Annotated in this window: 18 protein-coding genes; 9 read left to right on the top strand and 9 right to left on the bottom strand. The window is 67.1% G+C overall.

Annotated features, from left to right (window positions below):
* Positions 1-13: 13 nt before the first annotated feature.
* Positions 14-466: a Sec-independent protein translocase protein TatB gene (gene tatB / locus IDF66_RS14870; RefSeq protein ID WP_190267552.1), complete on the top strand. Its 453-nt coding sequence runs from the start codon at positions 14-16 to the stop codon at positions 464-466.
* Between the two features lie 28 nt (positions 467-494).
* On the opposite strand, the gene IDF66_RS14865 is transcribed toward tatB, so the two are convergent.
* The 4 genes from IDF66_RS14865 to IDF66_RS14850 form a co-directional block, all read right to left on the bottom strand.
* Positions 495-1,640: an Mrp/NBP35 family ATP-binding protein gene (locus IDF66_RS14865; protein ID WP_190267551.1), complete on the bottom strand. Its 1,146-nt coding sequence runs from the start codon at positions 1,638-1,640 to the stop codon at positions 495-497.
* 87 nt (positions 1,641-1,727) lie between these two features.
* The gene (locus IDF66_RS14860; RefSeq protein ID WP_190267550.1) at positions 1,728-2,888 is read right to left on the bottom strand and encodes a lytic transglycosylase domain-containing protein; all 1,161 of its coding nucleotides are present in this window, start codon (positions 2,886-2,888) and stop codon (positions 1,728-1,730) included.
* A gap of 323 nt (positions 2,889-3,211) precedes the next feature.
* Positions 3,212-3,775 (bottom strand): DUF1003 domain-containing protein, encoded by a 564-nt coding sequence (locus IDF66_RS14855; protein ID WP_190267549.1) that lies wholly within the window; start codon positions 3,773-3,775, stop codon positions 3,212-3,214.
* Entirely contained in the window at positions 3,772-5,094 is a 1,323-nt protein-coding gene (locus IDF66_RS14850) for a magnesium transporter MgtE N-terminal domain-containing protein (protein ID WP_190267548.1), read from the bottom strand. Before IDF66_RS14850 ends, IDF66_RS14855 begins: the two co-directional genes overlap by 4 nt.
* 188 nt (positions 5,095-5,282) lie before the next feature.
* Between IDF66_RS14850 and IDF66_RS14845 the strand changes: the two genes are divergently transcribed.
* From IDF66_RS14845 to IDF66_RS14825, 5 genes are all read left to right on the top strand, one after another.
* Entirely contained in the window at positions 5,283-5,771 is a 489-nt protein-coding gene (locus tag IDF66_RS14845; protein ID WP_164308505.1) for a general stress protein, read from the top strand.
* Between the two features lie 287 nt (positions 5,772-6,058).
* Positions 6,059-7,465, top strand: a complete 1,407-nt coding sequence (locus tag IDF66_RS14840; protein ID WP_317628716.1) for an extracellular solute-binding protein — start codon at positions 6,059-6,061, stop codon at positions 7,463-7,465.
* Positions 7,462-8,607, top strand: coding sequence for a carbohydrate ABC transporter permease (locus IDF66_RS14835; protein WP_223309699.1), 1,146 nt, complete (start codon positions 7,462-7,464; stop codon positions 8,605-8,607). The genes IDF66_RS14840 and IDF66_RS14835 overlap by 4 nt, the downstream gene beginning before the upstream one ends.
* 5 nt (positions 8,608-8,612) lie before the next feature.
* Positions 8,613-9,443, top strand: a complete 831-nt coding sequence (locus IDF66_RS14830; protein WP_164308508.1) for a carbohydrate ABC transporter permease — start codon at positions 8,613-8,615, stop codon at positions 9,441-9,443.
* 3 nt (positions 9,444-9,446) lie between these two features.
* Positions 9,447-10,622 (top strand): ABC transporter ATP-binding protein, encoded by a 1,176-nt coding sequence (locus IDF66_RS14825; RefSeq protein ID WP_164308509.1) that lies wholly within the window; start codon positions 9,447-9,449, stop codon positions 10,620-10,622.
* On the opposite strand, the gene IDF66_RS14820 is transcribed toward IDF66_RS14825, so the two are convergent.
* Genes IDF66_RS14820 through IDF66_RS14810 form a run of 3 tightly spaced genes read right to left on the bottom strand, consistent with a single transcriptional unit; the run spans position 10,603 to position 12,664 of the window.
* Positions 10,603-11,091: a nucleoside deaminase gene (locus tag IDF66_RS14820; RefSeq protein WP_190267547.1), complete on the bottom strand. Its 489-nt coding sequence runs from the start codon at positions 11,089-11,091 to the stop codon at positions 10,603-10,605. The two genes, IDF66_RS14825 and IDF66_RS14820, sit on opposite strands and share 20 nt — an antisense overlap.
* 51 nt (positions 11,092-11,142) lie before the next feature.
* A complete protein-coding gene (locus IDF66_RS14815) occupies positions 11,143-12,000 on the bottom strand; it encodes a chromosome partitioning protein ParB (RefSeq protein ID WP_164308511.1) in 858 nt (285 codons plus the stop codon).
* Complete coding sequence (locus IDF66_RS14810; protein ID WP_164308512.1) at positions 11,990-12,664, bottom strand: metallophosphoesterase family protein; 675 nt, start codon at positions 12,662-12,664, stop codon at positions 11,990-11,992. Before IDF66_RS14810 ends, IDF66_RS14815 begins: the two co-directional genes overlap by 11 nt.
* Before the next feature lie 39 nt (positions 12,665-12,703).
* Between IDF66_RS14810 and IDF66_RS14805 the strand changes: the two genes are divergently transcribed.
* Positions 12,704-13,279, top strand: coding sequence for a suppressor of fused domain protein (locus tag IDF66_RS14805; RefSeq protein ID WP_164308513.1), 576 nt, complete (start codon positions 12,704-12,706; stop codon positions 13,277-13,279).
* 37 nt (positions 13,280-13,316) lie between these two features.
* Here the strand turns inward: IDF66_RS14805 and IDF66_RS14800 are convergent, their stop codons facing one another.
* The gene (locus IDF66_RS14800; RefSeq protein WP_190268021.1) at positions 13,317-14,390 is read right to left on the bottom strand and encodes a magnesium and cobalt transport protein CorA; all 1,074 of its coding nucleotides are present in this window, start codon (positions 14,388-14,390) and stop codon (positions 13,317-13,319) included.
* 38 nt (positions 14,391-14,428) lie between these two features.
* Between IDF66_RS14800 and IDF66_RS14795 the strand changes: the two genes are divergently transcribed.
* Both IDF66_RS14795 and IDF66_RS14790 read left to right on the top strand, forming a co-directional pair.
* Positions 14,429-15,049, top strand: coding sequence for a MarC family protein (locus IDF66_RS14795; protein WP_190267546.1), 621 nt, complete (start codon positions 14,429-14,431; stop codon positions 15,047-15,049).
* 9 nt (positions 15,050-15,058) lie between these two features.
* Positions 15,059-16,021: a type 2 periplasmic-binding domain-containing protein gene (locus tag IDF66_RS14790; protein ID WP_317628715.1), complete on the top strand. Its 963-nt coding sequence runs from the start codon at positions 15,059-15,061 to the stop codon at positions 16,019-16,021.
* Positions 16,022-16,051: 30 nt separating this feature from the next.
* On the opposite strand, the gene IDF66_RS14785 is transcribed toward IDF66_RS14790, so the two are convergent.
* Entirely contained in the window at positions 16,052-16,882 is an 831-nt protein-coding gene (locus tag IDF66_RS14785) for an SDR family NAD(P)-dependent oxidoreductase (RefSeq protein ID WP_190267545.1), read from the bottom strand.
* Position 16,883 lies beyond the last annotated feature (1 nt).

Raw genomic sequence — 16,883 nt, 5'->3', positions numbered from 1 at the left:
GATGGGGTGACGGATGTTCAGCAGTATCGGTTGGGGTGAGATCCTCGTCCTGTTGGCCGCGGGTCTGATCATCCTGGGACCCGACCGACTTCCCGGTGCGGTCTCATGGACCATGAAGTCCATCCGTCAGGTGCGCGACTACGCGACCGGCGCGACCGATCAGCTCAAGGACGAACTGGGCCCGGAGTTCGACGAACTCCGCAAACCTCTCTCCGAACTCAACGAGCTGCGCGGGATGACGCCGCGCGCGCTGGTCACGAAACATCTGCTCGACGGCGACGACTCCGTGTTCAAACTCGGTCTCGGCCCGACCACCGTGGACCGCGACACCACCGATTCCCCGGACATCAAGCCGGTGTCGGCGCCGATGCCGAATCCGCCCGCCGTCGATCCGGCGAAGCCGACCGCGCAAGGTCCGACCACGGGTTCCCGGTCACCGTCGGTCGGCGACTGGGACGCCACCTAGGATCGATCCGGTCACCGCCGAGCGCGTGTCACTCGTGCCGGGTGGTGTCGATCCCCAGGCTCATCCCGGCCAGCCCGCGCCGCCGTACGGCCAATTTGTCGGCGATTGCCCGCAGCGCGGATCCGGACGCCGAATCAGGTGCGGAGGTGACCACCGGCACGCCGTTGTCGCCGCCTTCCCGCAAAGACGTCTCCAAGGGGACCTGACCGAGGAGTTCCACGGGCGCGCCGACCGCCTTGGTCAGTCGCTCGGCGACCTTCTCGCCGCCGCCGGAACCGAACGGTTCCATCCGTGATCCGTCCGGGAGCTCCATCCACGACATGTTCTCGACGACGCCGAGGATCTTCTGACGTGTCTGCAGTGCGATCGCGCCGGCTCGCTCGGCGACCTCGGCGGCCGCCTGCTGCGGCGTGGTGACGACGAGGATCTCGGCGCCGGGGATGAGCTGGGCGATGGAGATCGCCACATCCCCGGTCCCGGGCGGCAGGTCGAGCAGCAGCACGTCGAGATCGCCCCAGTAGACATCGGCGAGGAACTGCTGGAGGGCTCGGTGCAACATGGGTCCGCGCCAGGTGACCGGTGTGTTCCCATCGGTGAACTGCCCGATCGAGATGAACTTCACGCCGTGGCTCATCGGCGGCATGATCATCCGTTCGACCTGGGTGGGCTTGGCGTCGCTGCCGAGCATTCGCGGCACCGAATGTCCGTAGATGTCGGCATCGAGGACACCGACGGTGAGCCCGCGCTCGGCCAGCGCGGTTGCGAGGTTCACGGTGACACTCGACTTGCCGACGCCGCCCTTGCCGGACGCGACCGCGTAGACGCGGGTCAGTGAGCCGGGCTGGGCGAACGGGATCACGGGGTCGGCCTTGTCGCCCCGCAGTTTCTTGCGCAGTTCGGTCCGTTGCTCGTCGTCCATCACGTCGAGCTCCACCCGGACAGCGCCGACGCCGGGCACATCGGCAGCGGCGTTCTCCACCCGGCCGGAGATCTCGGTACGCATGGGACAACCCGACGTGGTCAGGTAGATGACGACGTCCACGCTGGCGTCGTCGTTGACGTCGATCGACTTGACCATCCCCAGGTCGGTGATGGGTTTGCCGATCTCGGGATCGTTGACCTTGCTCAGGGCAGCGCGAACCGCGGATTCGGTGGGTACAACTCCGGTAGTCATCAGCGCCAGTTTAACCGTCCGGCGCACAGTGCCGGACGCACGGGAGACCACGACTCCCCGCGGGGCTCCTCGAGGTCACCGGCCGAGTCAGCGTGCCGCGGGCGGTGGCGTGGTGGTGGTGGGGCCGCCCGTGCGGGCGTTCGGGCCACGTTGCGGCGATCCGGAGACCGGCGGCTTCTTCTTCGGGGCCGTCTGCTTGGGAAGGGGCTTCGGCGGCGGCAGCAGTTGCGTCGGGACCAGATCGGGCGGTAGGCAGAGTGCTCCGATGCAGGTCGGCAGGGCAGGCGGTGGCGGTGTCGTCGTCGTGCTCTCGGAGGTCGAGGGAGACGACGAACTCTCGCCGGGCTTGGCGGGTTTCGACGGCTTGCTCGTCGACGACTTGCTCGGCTTGCGCTTGGGCTCGGGGATCGGGTTCGTCGGCATCACACCGGTCGCATAGGCGGCGGCCCAGCTCAACACATTCGCCGCGTACTCCATCGAGTGGTTGTAGCGCATCACCGCCGCGACCTTGTTCTTGGCGGCCATGATGTCGGTTACCCCGGAACACAGGTAGCGGCCTGCCGAATAGGTGGCGTCGAAGACGTTGTTCGGGTCGGCCTTACCGTCGCCGTTCGCGTCGGTCCCCCAGGCGGCCCAGGTGCTCGGGATGAACTGCATGGGTCCCATTGCGCGGTCGTGCGAGGAGTCGCCGTCGATCCGGCCGCCGTCGGTGTCGCGGATCACGGCGTTTCCGGCCAGCGTGCCGTTGAGCACCGGTCCGGCGATCGGGTTGATGGTGGTGCCGTATGCGTCGACGGAGCCGTTCGACGCGTGATTGGACTCGATGCGCCCGATCCCGGCCAGCAGGAACCACGGCAGCTTGCACTGCGGGGTGTCCGACGCGACGCGGTTGGCCGCCAGCTTGTAGGCCTGGAGCACCACCCCCGGGATTCCCAAGGGGCCGGTCGGCAGAGACCCGGTGATCCGGAACTGGGGCAGCACGGCGGCTTCGGGTTCGACGCGTTTGGGCGGCGGTGCGAATCCGAGCAACGTCACCGGGCCACCGGGGGCGATCTCGACCGCCGACGACGGTACCGAGGCCGCGTCCTCGGCGACGGCGGAGGAGACGGTGCCCCCCGAGGCGCTGGACGTCGCGGCCGCGAGCAGCATCGCTCCCACCAGGATGCCGCCGGTCCCGACGGCCAGTGCGCGTCGCGGCAGGTGGGACCGCCGCGGACCGTGGGCGCGACGGAACACGGCGGGACTCACCGGGCTCTCCTCGCCCGTGGCCCGGCGATGACCGGTGCTGAGACCAGTCCTGCGACCGTTGCCGACTGCCTGTCCACACTGACTCCGTTGCTCTCACACACGTGCATGCCCGCCCCTGAGGATCTTGCGGATTGCCGGACCCGCCGTGTCTGAGCTCCCCGGGCGTCCGACGTGTGACCCACCATACATATGGGTCTAATGCCCCAGTACAGGAACCCGACAATTCTTCACTACATGCATCTGATCGTTTGGTGAACCCACATGTTGTGGTCCGCGGCGCTCGCCGACCCATATGAAGTGTGGCCGACCGCGTCGGCCCCAGGTCACCGCGGAGTCGCGGAGTCGCCGCCGCCCCTGCCGCGTCGGGAGTCGTCCCCGCCGTCATCGGGTGTCGAGAGGTCGCGCGGACCGTTGCCGAGGCGTTCGGTGAGTTCGTCGAGGAAGTCGTCGAGCTCCTTGCGGAGATAGTCGCGGGTCACCGTGTCGCCGACCGCGAGGCGCACCGCGGCGAGTTCGCGGGCCAGGAATTCGGTGTCCGCCTTGGTCTGCGCGGACCGGATTCGATCCTCGTCGAGGGCGACCTTGTCGCGGTTCTCCTGTCGATTCTGTGCGAGCAGGATCAGGGGTGCGGCGTAGGCCGCCTGGGTGGAGAACGCGAGATTGAGCAGGATGAACGGATACGGGTCCCACCGCCACGACACTGCGACCAGGTTCAATGCCACCCAGACGATCACGATGACGGTCTGGATGGCGAGGTAACGTCCGGTTCCGAGGAAGCGTGCGATGCGTTCGGCGTAGACACCGATGACGTCGGAATCGAGGTTGAACGACAGCCGCCGGTTCTGCCGGGGCGTGTCGAGGCGACGGCCGGGTTGGTCGGTGCTCACGCACCCGCTCCTGCGGGCTTGATGCCGGACAGATCGCCGATCGGCCCGGTGTCCTCCGGTTCGGTCTCACGCCAGTCCCGGGGCAGGAGCTGGTCGAGGAGGTCGTCGACGCTGACCGCGCCCAACAGGTGCCCCTCCTCGTCGACCACCGGACCGCAGACCAGGTTGTAGGTCGCGAAGTACCGCGTGACGGCCTCCAGCGAGTCCTCGGGCCGCATGTGTGCGAGATCGCTGTCGAGGATGCCGCCGACGATGTTGGCGGGCGGTTCCCGCAGCAGCGCTTGCAGATGGGCGCAGCCGAGATACTTGCCGGTCGGTGTCGCGGTCGGGGGCCGCACCACGAACACGAGGCTCGCAGCCGCCGGTGTCACGTCTGGGTTGCGCACGCGCGCAAGTGTTTCGGCGACAGTGGTCGATGCGGTGACGATGATCGGCTCGGAGGTCATCAGACCGCCTGCGGTGTCGGGGGAGTGGGTCAGCAGACGCCGCACCGGTTCGGACTCTTCGGGGTCCATGCGTTCGAGCAACGACTCGGCCTCCGCGTCGGGGAGTTCGCCGAGCAGGTCGGCGGCGTCGTCGGGGTCCATCGCCTCGAGCACGTCCACCGCCCGGCCGAGTTCGAGGTGGGCGAGCAGGTCGGTCTGGTCGTCGGGTGGCAGCTCCTGGAGGACGTCGGCGAGACGCTCGTCGTCGAGTGCGGCGGCGATCTCGTCGCGTCGCTTGGCGGGGAGTTCGCGCAGTGCGTTGGCGACGTCGGCCGCTCGCATGCCCTCGAACTGCATGAGCGCCTGTGCGACACCCTGACCCGGCAGGTTCAGCTCCGTCTGGGTGAGTCCGTGGACGTGATGCCACTCGACGACGTTCGTCACGCTGCGGCGGCGGAATCCCTTGCGCCCGGGCCGGACGGCGACCCGCGACACCACCCAGTCCCGGGTACGGGTTCGCTCGATACCGAGGTCGACCACGTTCACATCCACCCCGGCCAGGTCGGTCAGATCGGGATCATCCACGCGCACGCGGGAATCCAGGATCTGGCCGATCGCGAGCGCCTCGCCGGGCCGCAGATGCAGCCGACGCAGACTCACGGTGCCGGTGTTGAGGGTCACGGCCTGGGGCTCGATCGCGGTCACGCGCAGCATGGGGACAAAGATCCGGCGGCGGGTGGTGAGTTCCACGGCCAGACCGAGGACACGCGGCTGCTGGCCCGTCATGCGGATCGCGACCACCACGTCACGGACCCGACCGATCGACTCCCCGTCGGGTCCGAGCACGGCCAAGCCCACCAACCTGGCCACAAACACCTTGCTCACGGACGCCATGGGAGTAAGGGTAGTGGCTGCACGACCCGGTGCCGTGCACATCCTGGTGGTGCCGCCCCGCCCGACCGCGTGCGCCGGCGCCGTTCACTGTGCATTCTGGAATGGCGAGGCCATGACACCCACCACCGCCCACTGCGGCGACCGGACGGTGGCCCCGGCGTGAGACGACACTCGAGAGAGGATCCGAGATGACCAACCCGATGCGCCAGGGTCGCGGGACCCCCGGCCTGCCGACGCCGCCGAAAGGGTGGCCGATCGGGTCGTACGGCACCTACGCCGAGGCGCAGCACGCCGTCGACTACCTGGCCGACCAGGATTTCACCGTCCAGGACGTGACCATCGTCGGTGTGGACCTGATGCAGGTGGAGCGCGTGATCGGCCGCCTCACGTGGGGAAAGGTGGTCGGCGGCGGCATCGTGTCGGGAGCGTGGCTCGGCGTGTTCTTCGGACTGCTCGTGACGCTGGTGGTCAGCGGTGCGGGTCTGGCGCCGTTGCTGTTCGGGCTCGTGGGCGGCATCGTCTTCGGGCTCATCTCGGCGACCATTCCGTACGCTGCGACCCGCGGACAGCGCGACTTCGCCTCGACGATGCAGTTGGTGGCGGGCCGCTACGACGTGTTGTGCGACCCCCACAGCGCCGAGAAGGCCCGCGACATGTTGAGCCGCCTGCCGTCCTGACCTCCCGGCGCAGTCGGCGATTCACGCAGGTGAAACTCTGCTGCAGGTCGGCGGAGATCACGATTCCCGCATGTTCTGGCACGCCCATGCCGAATGTGTTGCATGTCACGAACTGCGACATATAACGTTACGCAGCAGACGCTGACCGGTGCAGCCTCGTTGTCTTGCACCGCGAACGACATCAAGGAGGCTGCGTGCGGTTCCGGGCTGGCAGTTCCGAATCCGGTCGACATCCCGTCGGTGGGCATTCCCACCACGGATCCCGAAGTGGGGTAAGGCGAAAACTGGTGGTGGCCGCGGCGGCACTGGTCGCCGCCCTGCCCATCGTGACGGCCTGTGGGTCGGGCTACACACCCAAGGTCCTCAACATCTATCCGCCGGCCGACGGCGCGTCCTTCATCGATGAGGTCGGTCAGAAGTGCTCCGCCGACTCCGGCGGTGCGTACAAGATCGTCACGACGCCGTTGCCGAAGTCGGCCGACGACCAGCGACTGCAGTTGGCGCGTCGCCTCGCAGGCAACGACCCGGGCCTGGATCTGATGGGTATGGACGTGGTCTGGACCGCGGAGTTCGCCGACGCCGGCTGGATCGAGCCGGTGCCGGAAGCGTTGGCCGCCAAGGTCGCCGCGACCAACCTGGGTGGTCCGCGCGAAACGGCCATGTGGAAGACCGACGAGGATGCCCAGAAGCGTCTGTACGCGATCCCGACCTGGACCAACACCCAATTGCTCTGGTACCGGCCGGATCTGCTGCGCAAGTACCTCAACAAGTCCAAGGCGCCGGGAACCTGGGACGAGATGCTCGCCGACACCGAGGCGATCCGCCGTAAGGGCGGACCGAGCTACATCATGGTGCAGGGCAAGCAGTATGAGGGTCTGATGGTCTGGTTCAACTCGGTGCTCGCGAGCGCCGGTGGCTCGGTGGTCAGCCCCGACGACCCGAACCTGGTGACGCTCAACGACACTCCCGCACACCGCGCGGCGACGGTGAAGGCCCTGCAGGTTCTCAAGGCGATCGCGACCGCTCCCGGACACGATCCGTCGCTGACCAATGCCGACGAGTCCTCGGCGCGCCTGGGGATGGAGAACGGCACTGCGGCCTTCGAGGTCAACTGGCCGTTCGTGTTCTCGTCGATGCGGTCCAACGCCGCGGCAGGCGACGTCCCGTTCTTCCCGGAGATGCAACAGTACGCAGGCATGCTCGCCGAGGACGCCGAGAACCCGCCGACGGACGCGCAGCTCGGCCCGGTGAACAAGACGGTCCGCACCAAGTTCGATTTCGCGCGGTATCCGGGGGTCAGCAAAGATCTGCCTGCCAGGTCGACACTCGGCGGTGTGAACATCGCGGTGGCCAGCACGTCGCAGCAGAAGGACCTGGCGTTCAAGGCGGCCGAGTGCCTGACGGACGAGGCGGCGCAGAAGGTCTATTCGGTGGACGGTGGTACCCCGCCGACCATCGCGTCGATCTACGACGACCCGGACTTCAAGGCTGCGTACCCGATGGGGGACGACATCCGGACCCAGCTCGAGAGCCGGAATGCTGCAATTCGACCGGCTTCGCCGGTCTACCAGGCGATCTCGACGCTGCTGACCGCGAAGTTGAGTCCGGTCGGCGCATGGAATCCCGAGACGCTGGTCGACGAGCTCGCCGACCAGGTCCATAAGGCGATCGACGGGGAGGGCCTGATCCCATGACAACCGGCGACAACGGCGAGAACCGGTCGCGACCGGGCCGCCACAGCCTTCCGGAGAATGACACGCCGGCACGGGAACCGTCGGTGCGGCCGCCGTCGACCGGTGACACCGGCGCACAACCGGTCTACTCCGACGCATGGACCCCACCCGCAGCGGGCGCGACCTCCCCGACGGGCGGCGCCGCCAGGGCGGCCGGGCCTGCCGGGGGAGTGGCCGTCGCCGAGCGGTCCACTGCCCCCGCGAAGAACGGCAAGAAGAAGCTGAGTGAGGGCAAGGCCGCGGAGCGGCGACTCGCGCTCTGGCTCGTCGCACCCGCGGCGATCATGATGGCCCTCGTCACCGGTTATCCGATCGTGTATGCGATCTGGTTGTCGTTGAACAAGTCGAGCCTCTCGGCTCCGGGCGAGCGCAGCTTCGTCTGGTTCGACAACTACGCCACCGTGCTCACCGACAGCTACTGGTGGACGGCGTTCACGGTGACCCTCGGCATCACCGTGGTGTCCGTGGCGATCGAGCTGGTGCTCGGCATGGCGATCGCACTTGTCATGCACCGCACCATCTTCGGCAGGGGCACCATCCGCACGGTGGTGCTGATCCCCTACGGCATCGTGACCGTGGCGGCCGCATTCTCGTGGTACTACGCGTGGACACCGGATACCGGCTACCTCGCCAACCTGCTGCCCGACGGCAGCGCGCCGCTCACCTCGCAATGGCCGTCGCTGGCGATCATCGTGCTCGCGGAGGTGTGGAAGACGACGCCGTTCATGGCGCTGTTGCTGCTCGCGGGTCTGGCACTGGTCCCCGACGACCTGCTCAAGGCCGCACAGGTGGACGGTGCGGGCGCGTGGACACGCCTGTGGCGCATCATCATCCCGCTGATGAAGCCGGCCATCCTGGTCGCGCTCCTGTTCCGCACCCTGGACGCGTTCCGCGTCTTCGACAACATCTACGTGTTGACGAAGGGCTCCAACAACACGTACTCGGTCTCGATGCTCGGTTACGACAACCTCTTCAAGGCGTTCAACCTCGGTGTCGGGTCGGCGATCAGCATCCTGATCTTCATCTGTGTCGCGATCATCGCATTCATCTTCATCAAGGGCTTCGGTACCGCGGCGCCCGGTTCCGAGAACGAGGGGAGGTAGGCCGCGTGAGATCCGGTATCGGAAACAAGGCCTGGTGGTCGATTGCCAACATCCTGGTGATCCTCTATGCGATCATCCCGCTGCTGTGGATCATCAGCCTGTCGTTCAAGCCCCCTGGCAGCGTCAAGGACGGTAGCTTCATCCCCAAGGAATGGACCTGGGAGAACTACACCGGCATCTTCGAGACCAGCGCCTTCACCAGCGCGCTGCGCAACTCGATCGGCATCGGGCTGATCACCACCCTGATCGCGGTGATCCTGGGCACCATGGCCGCGTATGCCGTGGCGCGCCTGGACTTCCCGGGTAAGAAGCTGCTGATCGGCGCCGCCCTGCTGATCGCGATGTTCCCGCAGATCTCGCTCGTCACACCGCTGTTCAACATCGAGCGCAACCTGGGCCTGTTCGACACCTGGCCTGGCCTGATCCTGCCGTACATCACCTTCGCACTGCCGCTGGCGATCTACACACTGTCGGCCTTCTTCCGTGAGATCCCCTGGGAGTTGGAGAAGGCGGCCAAGATGGACGGTGCGACCCCGTGGCAGGCCTTCCGCAAGGTGATCGCGCCACTCGCGGCCCCCGGCGTGGTGACCGCGGCCATCCTGGTGTTCATCTTCGCCTGGAACGACCTGCTGCTCGCCCTGTCGCTGACCTCCACCGAGCGGGCCATCACCGCACCGGTGGCGATCGCCAACTTCACCGGTGACAGCCAGTTCGAGGAACCCACCGGTTCGATCGCGGCGGCCGCCGTCGTCATCACCATTCCGATCATCATCTTCGTGCTCTTCTTCCAACGTCGAATCGTGGCCGGGCTGACCTCCGGCGCGGTGAAGGGATAACCCATGGCCGACATCGTTCTGGACAACGTCACCAAGCAGTACCCGGACGGGTCGACCGCGGTCCACGGGGTCGACGTCGAGATCGCCGACGGGGAGTTCATCATCCTGGTCGGCCCATCGGGATGCGGGAAGTCGACCACCCTCAACATGATCGCCGGACTCGAGGACATCTCCTCGGGCGAACTCCGGATCGGCGGGGAGCGGGTCAACGACCGCGCCCCGAAGGACCGGGACATCGCGATGGTGTTCCAGAGTTATGCGCTCTACCCGCACATGTCGGTGCGCGAGAACATCGCCTTTCCACTGACCCTGGCGAAGCTGTCGAAATCGGAGATCACCGCAAAGGTCGACGAGGCGGCCAAGATCCTCGACCTCGGGCCGTACATGGACCGCAAGCCCGCGAACCTGTCCGGTGGGCAGCGGCAGCGCGTTGCGATGGGACGCGCGATCGTGCGCTCGCCCAAGGCCTTCCTGATGGACGAGCCGCTGTCGAATCTGGACGCCAAACTGCGTGTCCAGATGCGAACCGAGATCGCCCGCCTGCAGAACCGGTTGGGCACCACCACTGTCTACGTCACCCACGACCAGACCGAGGCGATGACACTCGGCGACCGGGTCGTGGTGCTGCGCAGCGGATACGTGCAGCAGATCGGCACGCCGCAGGAGCTGTACAACAACCCGGCGAATCTGTTCGTCGCCGGGTTCATCGGGTCGCCCGCGATGAACTTCCTGCCGGGACGCCTGGGCAGTGACGGTATCGACACCCCGATCGGCCGGGTCGCCATACCCGACCATCAGCAGATCGTCACCAATGCGCAGCGCGCCAAGAGCAACGGTGATGTGCTGGTCGGTGTCCGGCCCGAGCATCTCGAAGATGCGGCCCTCGTCGATCCGGCCGCCCGTTCGAACGGGTCGACGCTGACCGCCAGCGTCGACGTCATCGAATCGATGGGTTCGGACAACTACGTCTACTTCACCGTCGACTCGCCGGCCGCATCCAGCGATGCCCTCGACGAGCTCGCCGCAGACTCCGGCGCGGAAATCGGTGGCGGACAGATGATCGCACGCGTGTCCCCGGAATCCCGGATCGCCCGTGGCGGGACCGCCGAACTGTTCTACGAGGCCTCGAAGGTCGCCGTGTTCGATCAGTCGTCCGGGGTCAATCTGCGTCTCGGCTGACGCGGGCGTGATGGAGGTCGCGCAGGGTCTCGGTGAACTCGTCGACGGGACCGTCGACCGTCACGCCGGGCGCGACCTGCTGGATCGACAACGTCGCGACCGGTGCGGGCTCCGCGTCCCACTCGACCAGCCACGCGCCGAGCTGTGCACCCGAGGCGGCGTACACGATGCGACCGAGGCCGACCCATGCGTGCGCCGCCGAGCACATCGGGCAGTGCTCACCTGACGTGTACACGGTGGACGACGCACGCTGTGCCGGTGACAGATTGGTGGCAGCCCAGCGGGCGATCGCGAACTCGGGGTGCTGGGTGGCATCGCCGCCGGACACCCGGTTGCGGTCGGCGAACAGCTCTGTCCCATCCGCGGCGACCAGCGTCGAACCGAACGGCTCGTCACCGGCGTCGAGCGCCGCGCGCGCCAGATCGACGCAGCGGCGCAGGTGTTCGACATCCGTGGTGGTGATGGACATGTTCGTGCGCTCCCTCGTCGTGCGGTACCGATGCGATGCGTAGGAGGTCGTTCAGCGGCGGCGCCGACGGCCCTGGTCGTGTAGTTCGCGCAGGATATCGTCATCCCAGATGTGTTTGCGCACCAAGCGATAGCGTTCACACGCGAGCCAGAGGTAGAGCTCGGCGTCACTCGTGAGATCCGGTCGGATGTCGGCGCGCCTCGCCATCCGCACCACCGGCAGGAACTCCTCGCCGAACCACCGTCGGGCCACCTCCGGGCGGCTGAGGAACTCGCCGATCTCCTGGCCGAGCCGAAACCCCCAGGCCTCTACGTTCTCCGACAGCTCTGCGTAGTCGAACGGATCGGAGAATCGGATGGCATCGGCCTGAGCGCCGGCCAGCGGGACCCGCGAGAGGAAGAGCCGGCGATGATCCTTCATGATCAGGTCGGACGCCGCATTGATGCCCTCCGGCGAGATTCGCGTGTGGATCTCGGTGACGTAGGCGTCGATGGTGTGCAGGTGGCGGGCGATCGCTATCGACACCCGGTGGTGGCCGTCGAGCACGAAATGCATGGAGCCGATGCGGTACAGGCGGACCGGCGGTACCGATTCGCCGCGGCGCTGGGCGGCCGCGAGTCGTTGCCACCGCTCGCGGATGCGCGATGAGGTCGGCCGGAAGTACCGGTCGAAATCCTTGGTGCGGTCGACACTTCCGACGATCGATTCCACCTCGACCTGCTGCAGACCGAGGTATGTGTCGCCGATTCGGCCGAGGGCGGCGACGACCTCGTCGAACGGCAGGACGGTGTTGACGTCGGCGGGTTGCCGCGTGAACCATGCCATGAGACGCGACATCTCGGCGTGCCGACGCATCCGCGTGAAGTCGTTCTCCGCGTCGGCATCCGGGAACCCGGTGTCACGAGCCATGACGTCGCCTCACGATCTGGAATTCGCGGCTACCGGGATCGATGTCGAACTGGCAGTAGCCGACCACGTTCATCGAGATCGTCGCGTCGCCGATCATCTTGTCGACGGGCCGTGTCCCGAACGGGTGGACGTGACCGTGGACGAGCAGCGTGGGCTGCAGCGACCGCACCAATCCGTGGTAGCAGTCGAAGCCACGATGCGGCACGTCGTCGCCGTCGCCGATCCCGCGTGCGGGGCTGTGCGTCAGCAGGATGTCGGGGGTGGCGCGCGTGCAACTGAGGCGCCATGAGCGGATGCGCTGCTGCATGTCCGAGTACTGGTTGGGCCCGTCGTTGTAGCGCCGGCACCCGCCGAGCCCGCTGATCCGCAGACCGGCCACGGTGACGGTCCGCCGATCGGCGTTGATCGCACCGCGCGGTCCCGGATCCTCGGTGGGAAGGCCTGCCCGGATCCACCCGGCGCGCCCGTGCCGGTAACCGGTGAGGTCGCGGTCGTGATTCCCGGGGACGTAGACACATGGCGCGTCACAGAGCGTGGAGAGCACCTCGAGATACTCGAACGGCAGGTCACCGGCACCGAGGATGATGTCAGGACGCCCTTCGATGCCGACCCCGAAGGTCAGGGAGTCGACGACCTCATCGGCCACCGCGAGGACACGTACCACGCCTTCAGGCTAGGCCATCGCGCCTACTACGGTGGATGCGTGAGCGATGCCGTCACCGACCGGATCAATGAGTACCTCGCCGAGCGACTCGATGCCCAACCGCAGCGTGCGTCGGTGACCTTTCTCGGCGTGGAGCCGATCGACGTCCTGCGGTCGGTGACCGGCGACGACCTCGTGTACGTCACGGTGGGATGCGCCCGACATCCGATGTCGGAACCGACCGACATCCACGCGGACCCGGTACGGGGGCCACGAGCCGAACTGGTGGTCCGGATGCATGCGGGTGCGCCGCTGCCGGGCCTGCACCGGCGGATGGCGACCCTGGCCGCGGCGCCGGCCGTCGAAGGTCTGATCATCGGGGAGGATGCCCTGATCGATCTCTCCGAGCCGGTCTGGGACGGTGCGGCGTGTACCGCGGTCCTGCTGGAGGCCGATGACCTCGGCGAACTGGCCCTTGACGAGCCCATGGACCCGGTGCGGTTCCTGCGGGCCGTCCCGATCACCGCCAACGAAGCGGCGTGGGTGCGACTCAAGGGCGCGACCGCGCTACGCGATGCCTGGGCAGAGGCCGGGATCGACGTGCGGTCACCGGATCGGGCGGCCGCGAAACTCTAGCGGGCGATCGGCTGGTGGATGATCGCCTGGTGGATGATCACAGCCAGTTGTGACGGCGGAAGACCACCCACAGTCCCGCGCAGGCGACGATCAGCAGCACGATCACCGTCGGATAGGCCCAATGCTGATGCAGTTCGGGCATGTAGTCGAAGTTCATGCCGTAGATCCCCGCAACCATGGTGGGGACCGCCGCGATCGCGACCCACGACGAGATCTTGCGCATGTCGGTGTTCTGCTGGATCCCCACCTTGGCGGCCGCGGTGCCGATCAACGACGACAACACCTCGTCGTACTCGACGATCCGGTCGATCACCGTGGTCAGGTGATCGGCGACATCGCGGAAATGGCGTCGGATCTCCTTGGGCACCAACGGGTTCTGTCCGGTGAGGCGGGCCAGTGGTCCGGTCAGCGGGGTCACCGCCCGGCGGAGCTCGAGGACTTCGCGCTTGAGTAGATAGACGGGATCGATGTTGAGTGAACGTCGCGGCCCGAAGACCGCCTCCTCGATGGCGAGGATGTCGCTCTCCATCTCGTCGGTGACAGCGAGATAGCTGTCGACGACGAGGTCGGCGATCGCGTGCAGGACGGCGGTCGGGCCCAGGACGAGACGGTCCGGTCGAGCCTCGAGTCTCCTGCGCAGACCGGACAGGTGCGTGTGGTCGCCGTGGCGCACCGTGATCACGAAATCGTGCCCGACGAAGATCATGATCTCGCCGGTCTCGACCACCTCGCTGGCCTTCTCCATCGACTCGTGCTCGACGTACTTCACTGTTCGCAGCACCAGGAACTGGGTCTCGTCGTAGACCTCGAGCTTTGGCCGCTGGTGCGCGTGGACCGCATCCTCGACCACGAGCTCGTGGAGGCCGAACACCTCGGCGACGCCCTGCATCTGCTCGTCGTCGGGGGAGTGCAGACCGAGCCAGACGAATCCCTCGCCCGTCGAGCGCACCCGATCGAGTGCATCGGTGTAGGAGATGCGCCCGGGCTTGCGGTGCCCGTCGACGTAGACCGCGCAGTCCACAACGGCACGCGCCACCGGCACCGGAATTCGGGGCAGGGGCCTCTTCTCCCGGCGCGGGGGGACGAGTCCGCCGGGGCGCAGGCGTGGCATCGAGGGCACGACACGGATGCTACTCGTACGATCAGCTCGTGCCCTTCGACGTGACGGTCTACACGACCACCATGATCACGTTGATCGTGATCATGGACCCGCCAGGGCAGATCCCGCTCTTCCTCAGTCTCGTGGGCCACCGATCGCCCGAATACCGCAAACGCGCCGCGTGGCAGGCGCCGCTGGTGAGTCTGCTGGTGATCAGTGTGTTCGCGATCGGTGGCAAGGCGATCCTGAACTACCTGCACATCGGCATCCCTGCTCTGCAGGGGGCGGGCGGTCTGTTGCTCTTGCTGGTCGCGTTGCAGTTGCTGACCGGCCTGGGGAACGCGGGCAAACCGCAGGCCAGTGACGACGTCAACGTCGCGCTCGTCCCGCTGGGGACACCTCTGCTCGCCGGCCCCGGCGCGATAGCGGCGGTCATCGTCGAGGTCAGTAGTGTCTCCGGCGACGCAGGTGGATATCTCGCGATCGCCGCGGCCATCGTCAGCGTCCACCTCATCGTGATGATCGTGCTCCGCTATTCCACCGTCCTCATCCGGGTGCTGGGTGTCGGTGGGATCACCCTGCTGGCCAAGATCGCCGGTCTCCTGCTCGCCGCCATCGCGGTCCAGCTGATCGCCGACTCCATTGCAGGGTTCATCGCGGCGTCCGGCTAACGTGGGTGCGTGATCAAGCGTGCCGCGACAGCGATCCTGATCGTCCTCGCCCTCGCCGCAGTGGCCGGCTGTTCTGAGGCCGATTCCTCCGACGGCGGCCTGGTGATGGGAGCGCCCAATTCCCCGTCCATGCAGGTGATGGCGCAGATCTACGCGGGCGCCTTGCGCCACGCCGGCACTCCGGTCTCGACGACCGTGCCGCGCGGAGACTATCGTTCCCTGCTCGACGACATGGATGCCACCACCGTGGACCTGTTCCCGGCGTTCAGTGGTCAGCTGCTGTCCGAACTTGCTCCGCAATTGACGCCACCCACCGCTGATGACGTCTTCACCGACCTGAATCGTTCGCTACCGCAAGGTGTTTCGGTCGGCGATGCGACGACGGTCTCTGCCACGCCGCAGGTCTTCGTAGCGGCCACGGTCGCCGACCACGAGGTCACCGATCTCGCACACTGTGCGCGTCTGTCACCCGGACTGCCACTCGTGGTGGCCGGGCGCCCGGACGGACCGACGATCGACGCGCTCAGCGCCGCCGGCTGCCGATTCGGCCCGGTCGAATCGGTGCCGTCGCCGTCCGCGGTGGTCCGGCGGGTCGCCGGTGGTGGCGCGGTCGGGCTCCTGACCCCGCTCGACGTTGCCGGCGACGATGCCGAGGGCTCGTCCGGTGACATCCGGGCGCTGACCGCGCCGAAGTCGGCGACGGAGAACGGTGAATCGGGCACGACGGGGCCTCCGGAGTCGACCTCCGACGATGCGCCGGGTGACCGGGCGGTGGTCGCGACGGGACCACGGGCCGAGCAGCTGGTGCCGGTGTACCGGACGGCGGCGTTGTCCCGCGATCAGGTGAAGACGATCAACAAGGTCGCCGGCGAGATGACCACCGCGGACCTCGCGACACTGACGCGACGGGCAGTTGCGGGTGCGGCGCCCGCCGATCTCGCCAACGCGTGGCTGGCCGAACACGGTCTGTAGTCCCGCCGGCCACTCGCCGGCGGTCGGCGATCACTTCGCTTTGCCGAGTGCCCAACCCGTGACTCGTGCGGTGATGCCCTGGTACCCGGATGCGACGAGACGCACCCAGAGGTCGAGGAGCTTCGCGTCGGTGCCCACCAGCACCCTGGCGCGGTTCTTCTGCACACCGTTGATGATCACGTCGGCGGCATCCTCGGAGGTCATCCGGGCAAGATAGCGGTCGAAGAACTCCGCGGACTTCTTCTGGTCGTGGTCGCCGGAGGTGGTGGCGTTGCGCGCGATCGCGGTCTTGATGCCACCGGGGTGTACGCACGTGACCTTGACCGGGTGCTTGGCCAGGATCATCTCCTGATTGAGGGACTCGGTGAAGCCGCGAACGGCGAACTTCGCCGAGTTGTACGCCGCCTGACCGGGTTCGGAGAGCAGCCCGAACAGTGACGACGTGTTGACGATATGGCCGTCGCCGGATGCGATGATGTGCGGCAGGAACGCCTTGGTGCCGTTGACCACACCCCAGTAGTCGACGTCCATGACGCGCTCGATGTCCTTGAACTCGGTTCGCTCGATCTCGCCGTGATGTGCGATGCCGGCGTTGTTGAAGATCGCGTTGACCTTGCCGTAGTGCGCCACAACGGTTTCCGCGTAGTTCAGCACGGCCTCGCGCTCGGCGACGTTCAGGATCTGGGCGTGGACCGGCGCACCGGTCTCGGCGACCAGTTTCTCGGTGCCCGCCAGGCCGTCGGGGTTCATGTCCGAGATGGCGAGCTTGGCGCCCTTGCGTGCGAGCTTGACCGCCAGGTCGCGGCCCATGCCCGATCCGGCGCCGGTGATGACGACGACCTTGTCGCGAAAGTCCTTCATG

The sequence above is a fragment of the Gordonia hankookensis genome (assembly GCF_014673215.1).
GTDB classification, from domain to species: domain Bacteria; phylum Actinomycetota; class Actinomycetes; order Mycobacteriales; family Mycobacteriaceae; genus Gordonia; species Gordonia hankookensis.
This window is presented reverse-complemented; position numbering and strand designations above follow the sequence as displayed.

What these genes read in the sequence shown, in the direction of transcription:
- IDF66_RS14845 (WP_164308505.1), top strand. Translation starts at nt 5,283, where the DNA reads ATGACCAACCCGATGCGCCAGGGTCGCGGGACCCCCGGCCTGCCGACG.
- IDF66_RS14820 (WP_190267547.1), bottom strand. Translation starts at nt 11,091, where the DNA reads ATGTCCATCACCACCACGGATGTCGAACACCTGCGCCGCTGCGTCGAT.
- IDF66_RS14815 (WP_164308511.1), bottom strand. Translation starts at nt 12,000, where the DNA reads ATGGCTCGTGACACCGGGTTCCCGGATGCCGACGCGGAGAACGACTTC.
- IDF66_RS14800 (WP_190268021.1), bottom strand. Translation starts at nt 14,390, where the DNA reads ATGCCACGCCTGCGCCCCGGCGGACTCGTCCCCCCGCGCCGGGAGAAG.
- IDF66_RS14865 (WP_190267551.1), bottom strand. Translation starts at nt 1,640, where the DNA reads ATGACTACCGGAGTTGTACCCACCGAATCCGCGGTTCGCGCTGCCCTG.
- IDF66_RS14785 (WP_190267545.1), bottom strand. Translation starts at nt 16,882, where the DNA reads ATGAAGGACTTTCGCGACAAGGTCGTCGTCATCACCGGCGCCGGATCG.
- tatB (WP_190267552.1), top strand. Translation starts at nt 14, where the DNA reads ATGTTCAGCAGTATCGGTTGGGGTGAGATCCTCGTCCTGTTGGCCGCG.
- IDF66_RS14835 (WP_223309699.1), top strand. Translation starts at nt 7,462, where the DNA reads ATGACAACCGGCGACAACGGCGAGAACCGGTCGCGACCGGGCCGCCAC.
- IDF66_RS14850 (WP_190267548.1), bottom strand. Translation starts at nt 5,094, where the DNA reads ATGGCGTCCGTGAGCAAGGTGTTTGTGGCCAGGTTGGTGGGCTTGGCC.
- IDF66_RS14825 (WP_164308509.1), top strand. Translation starts at nt 9,447, where the DNA reads ATGGCCGACATCGTTCTGGACAACGTCACCAAGCAGTACCCGGACGGG.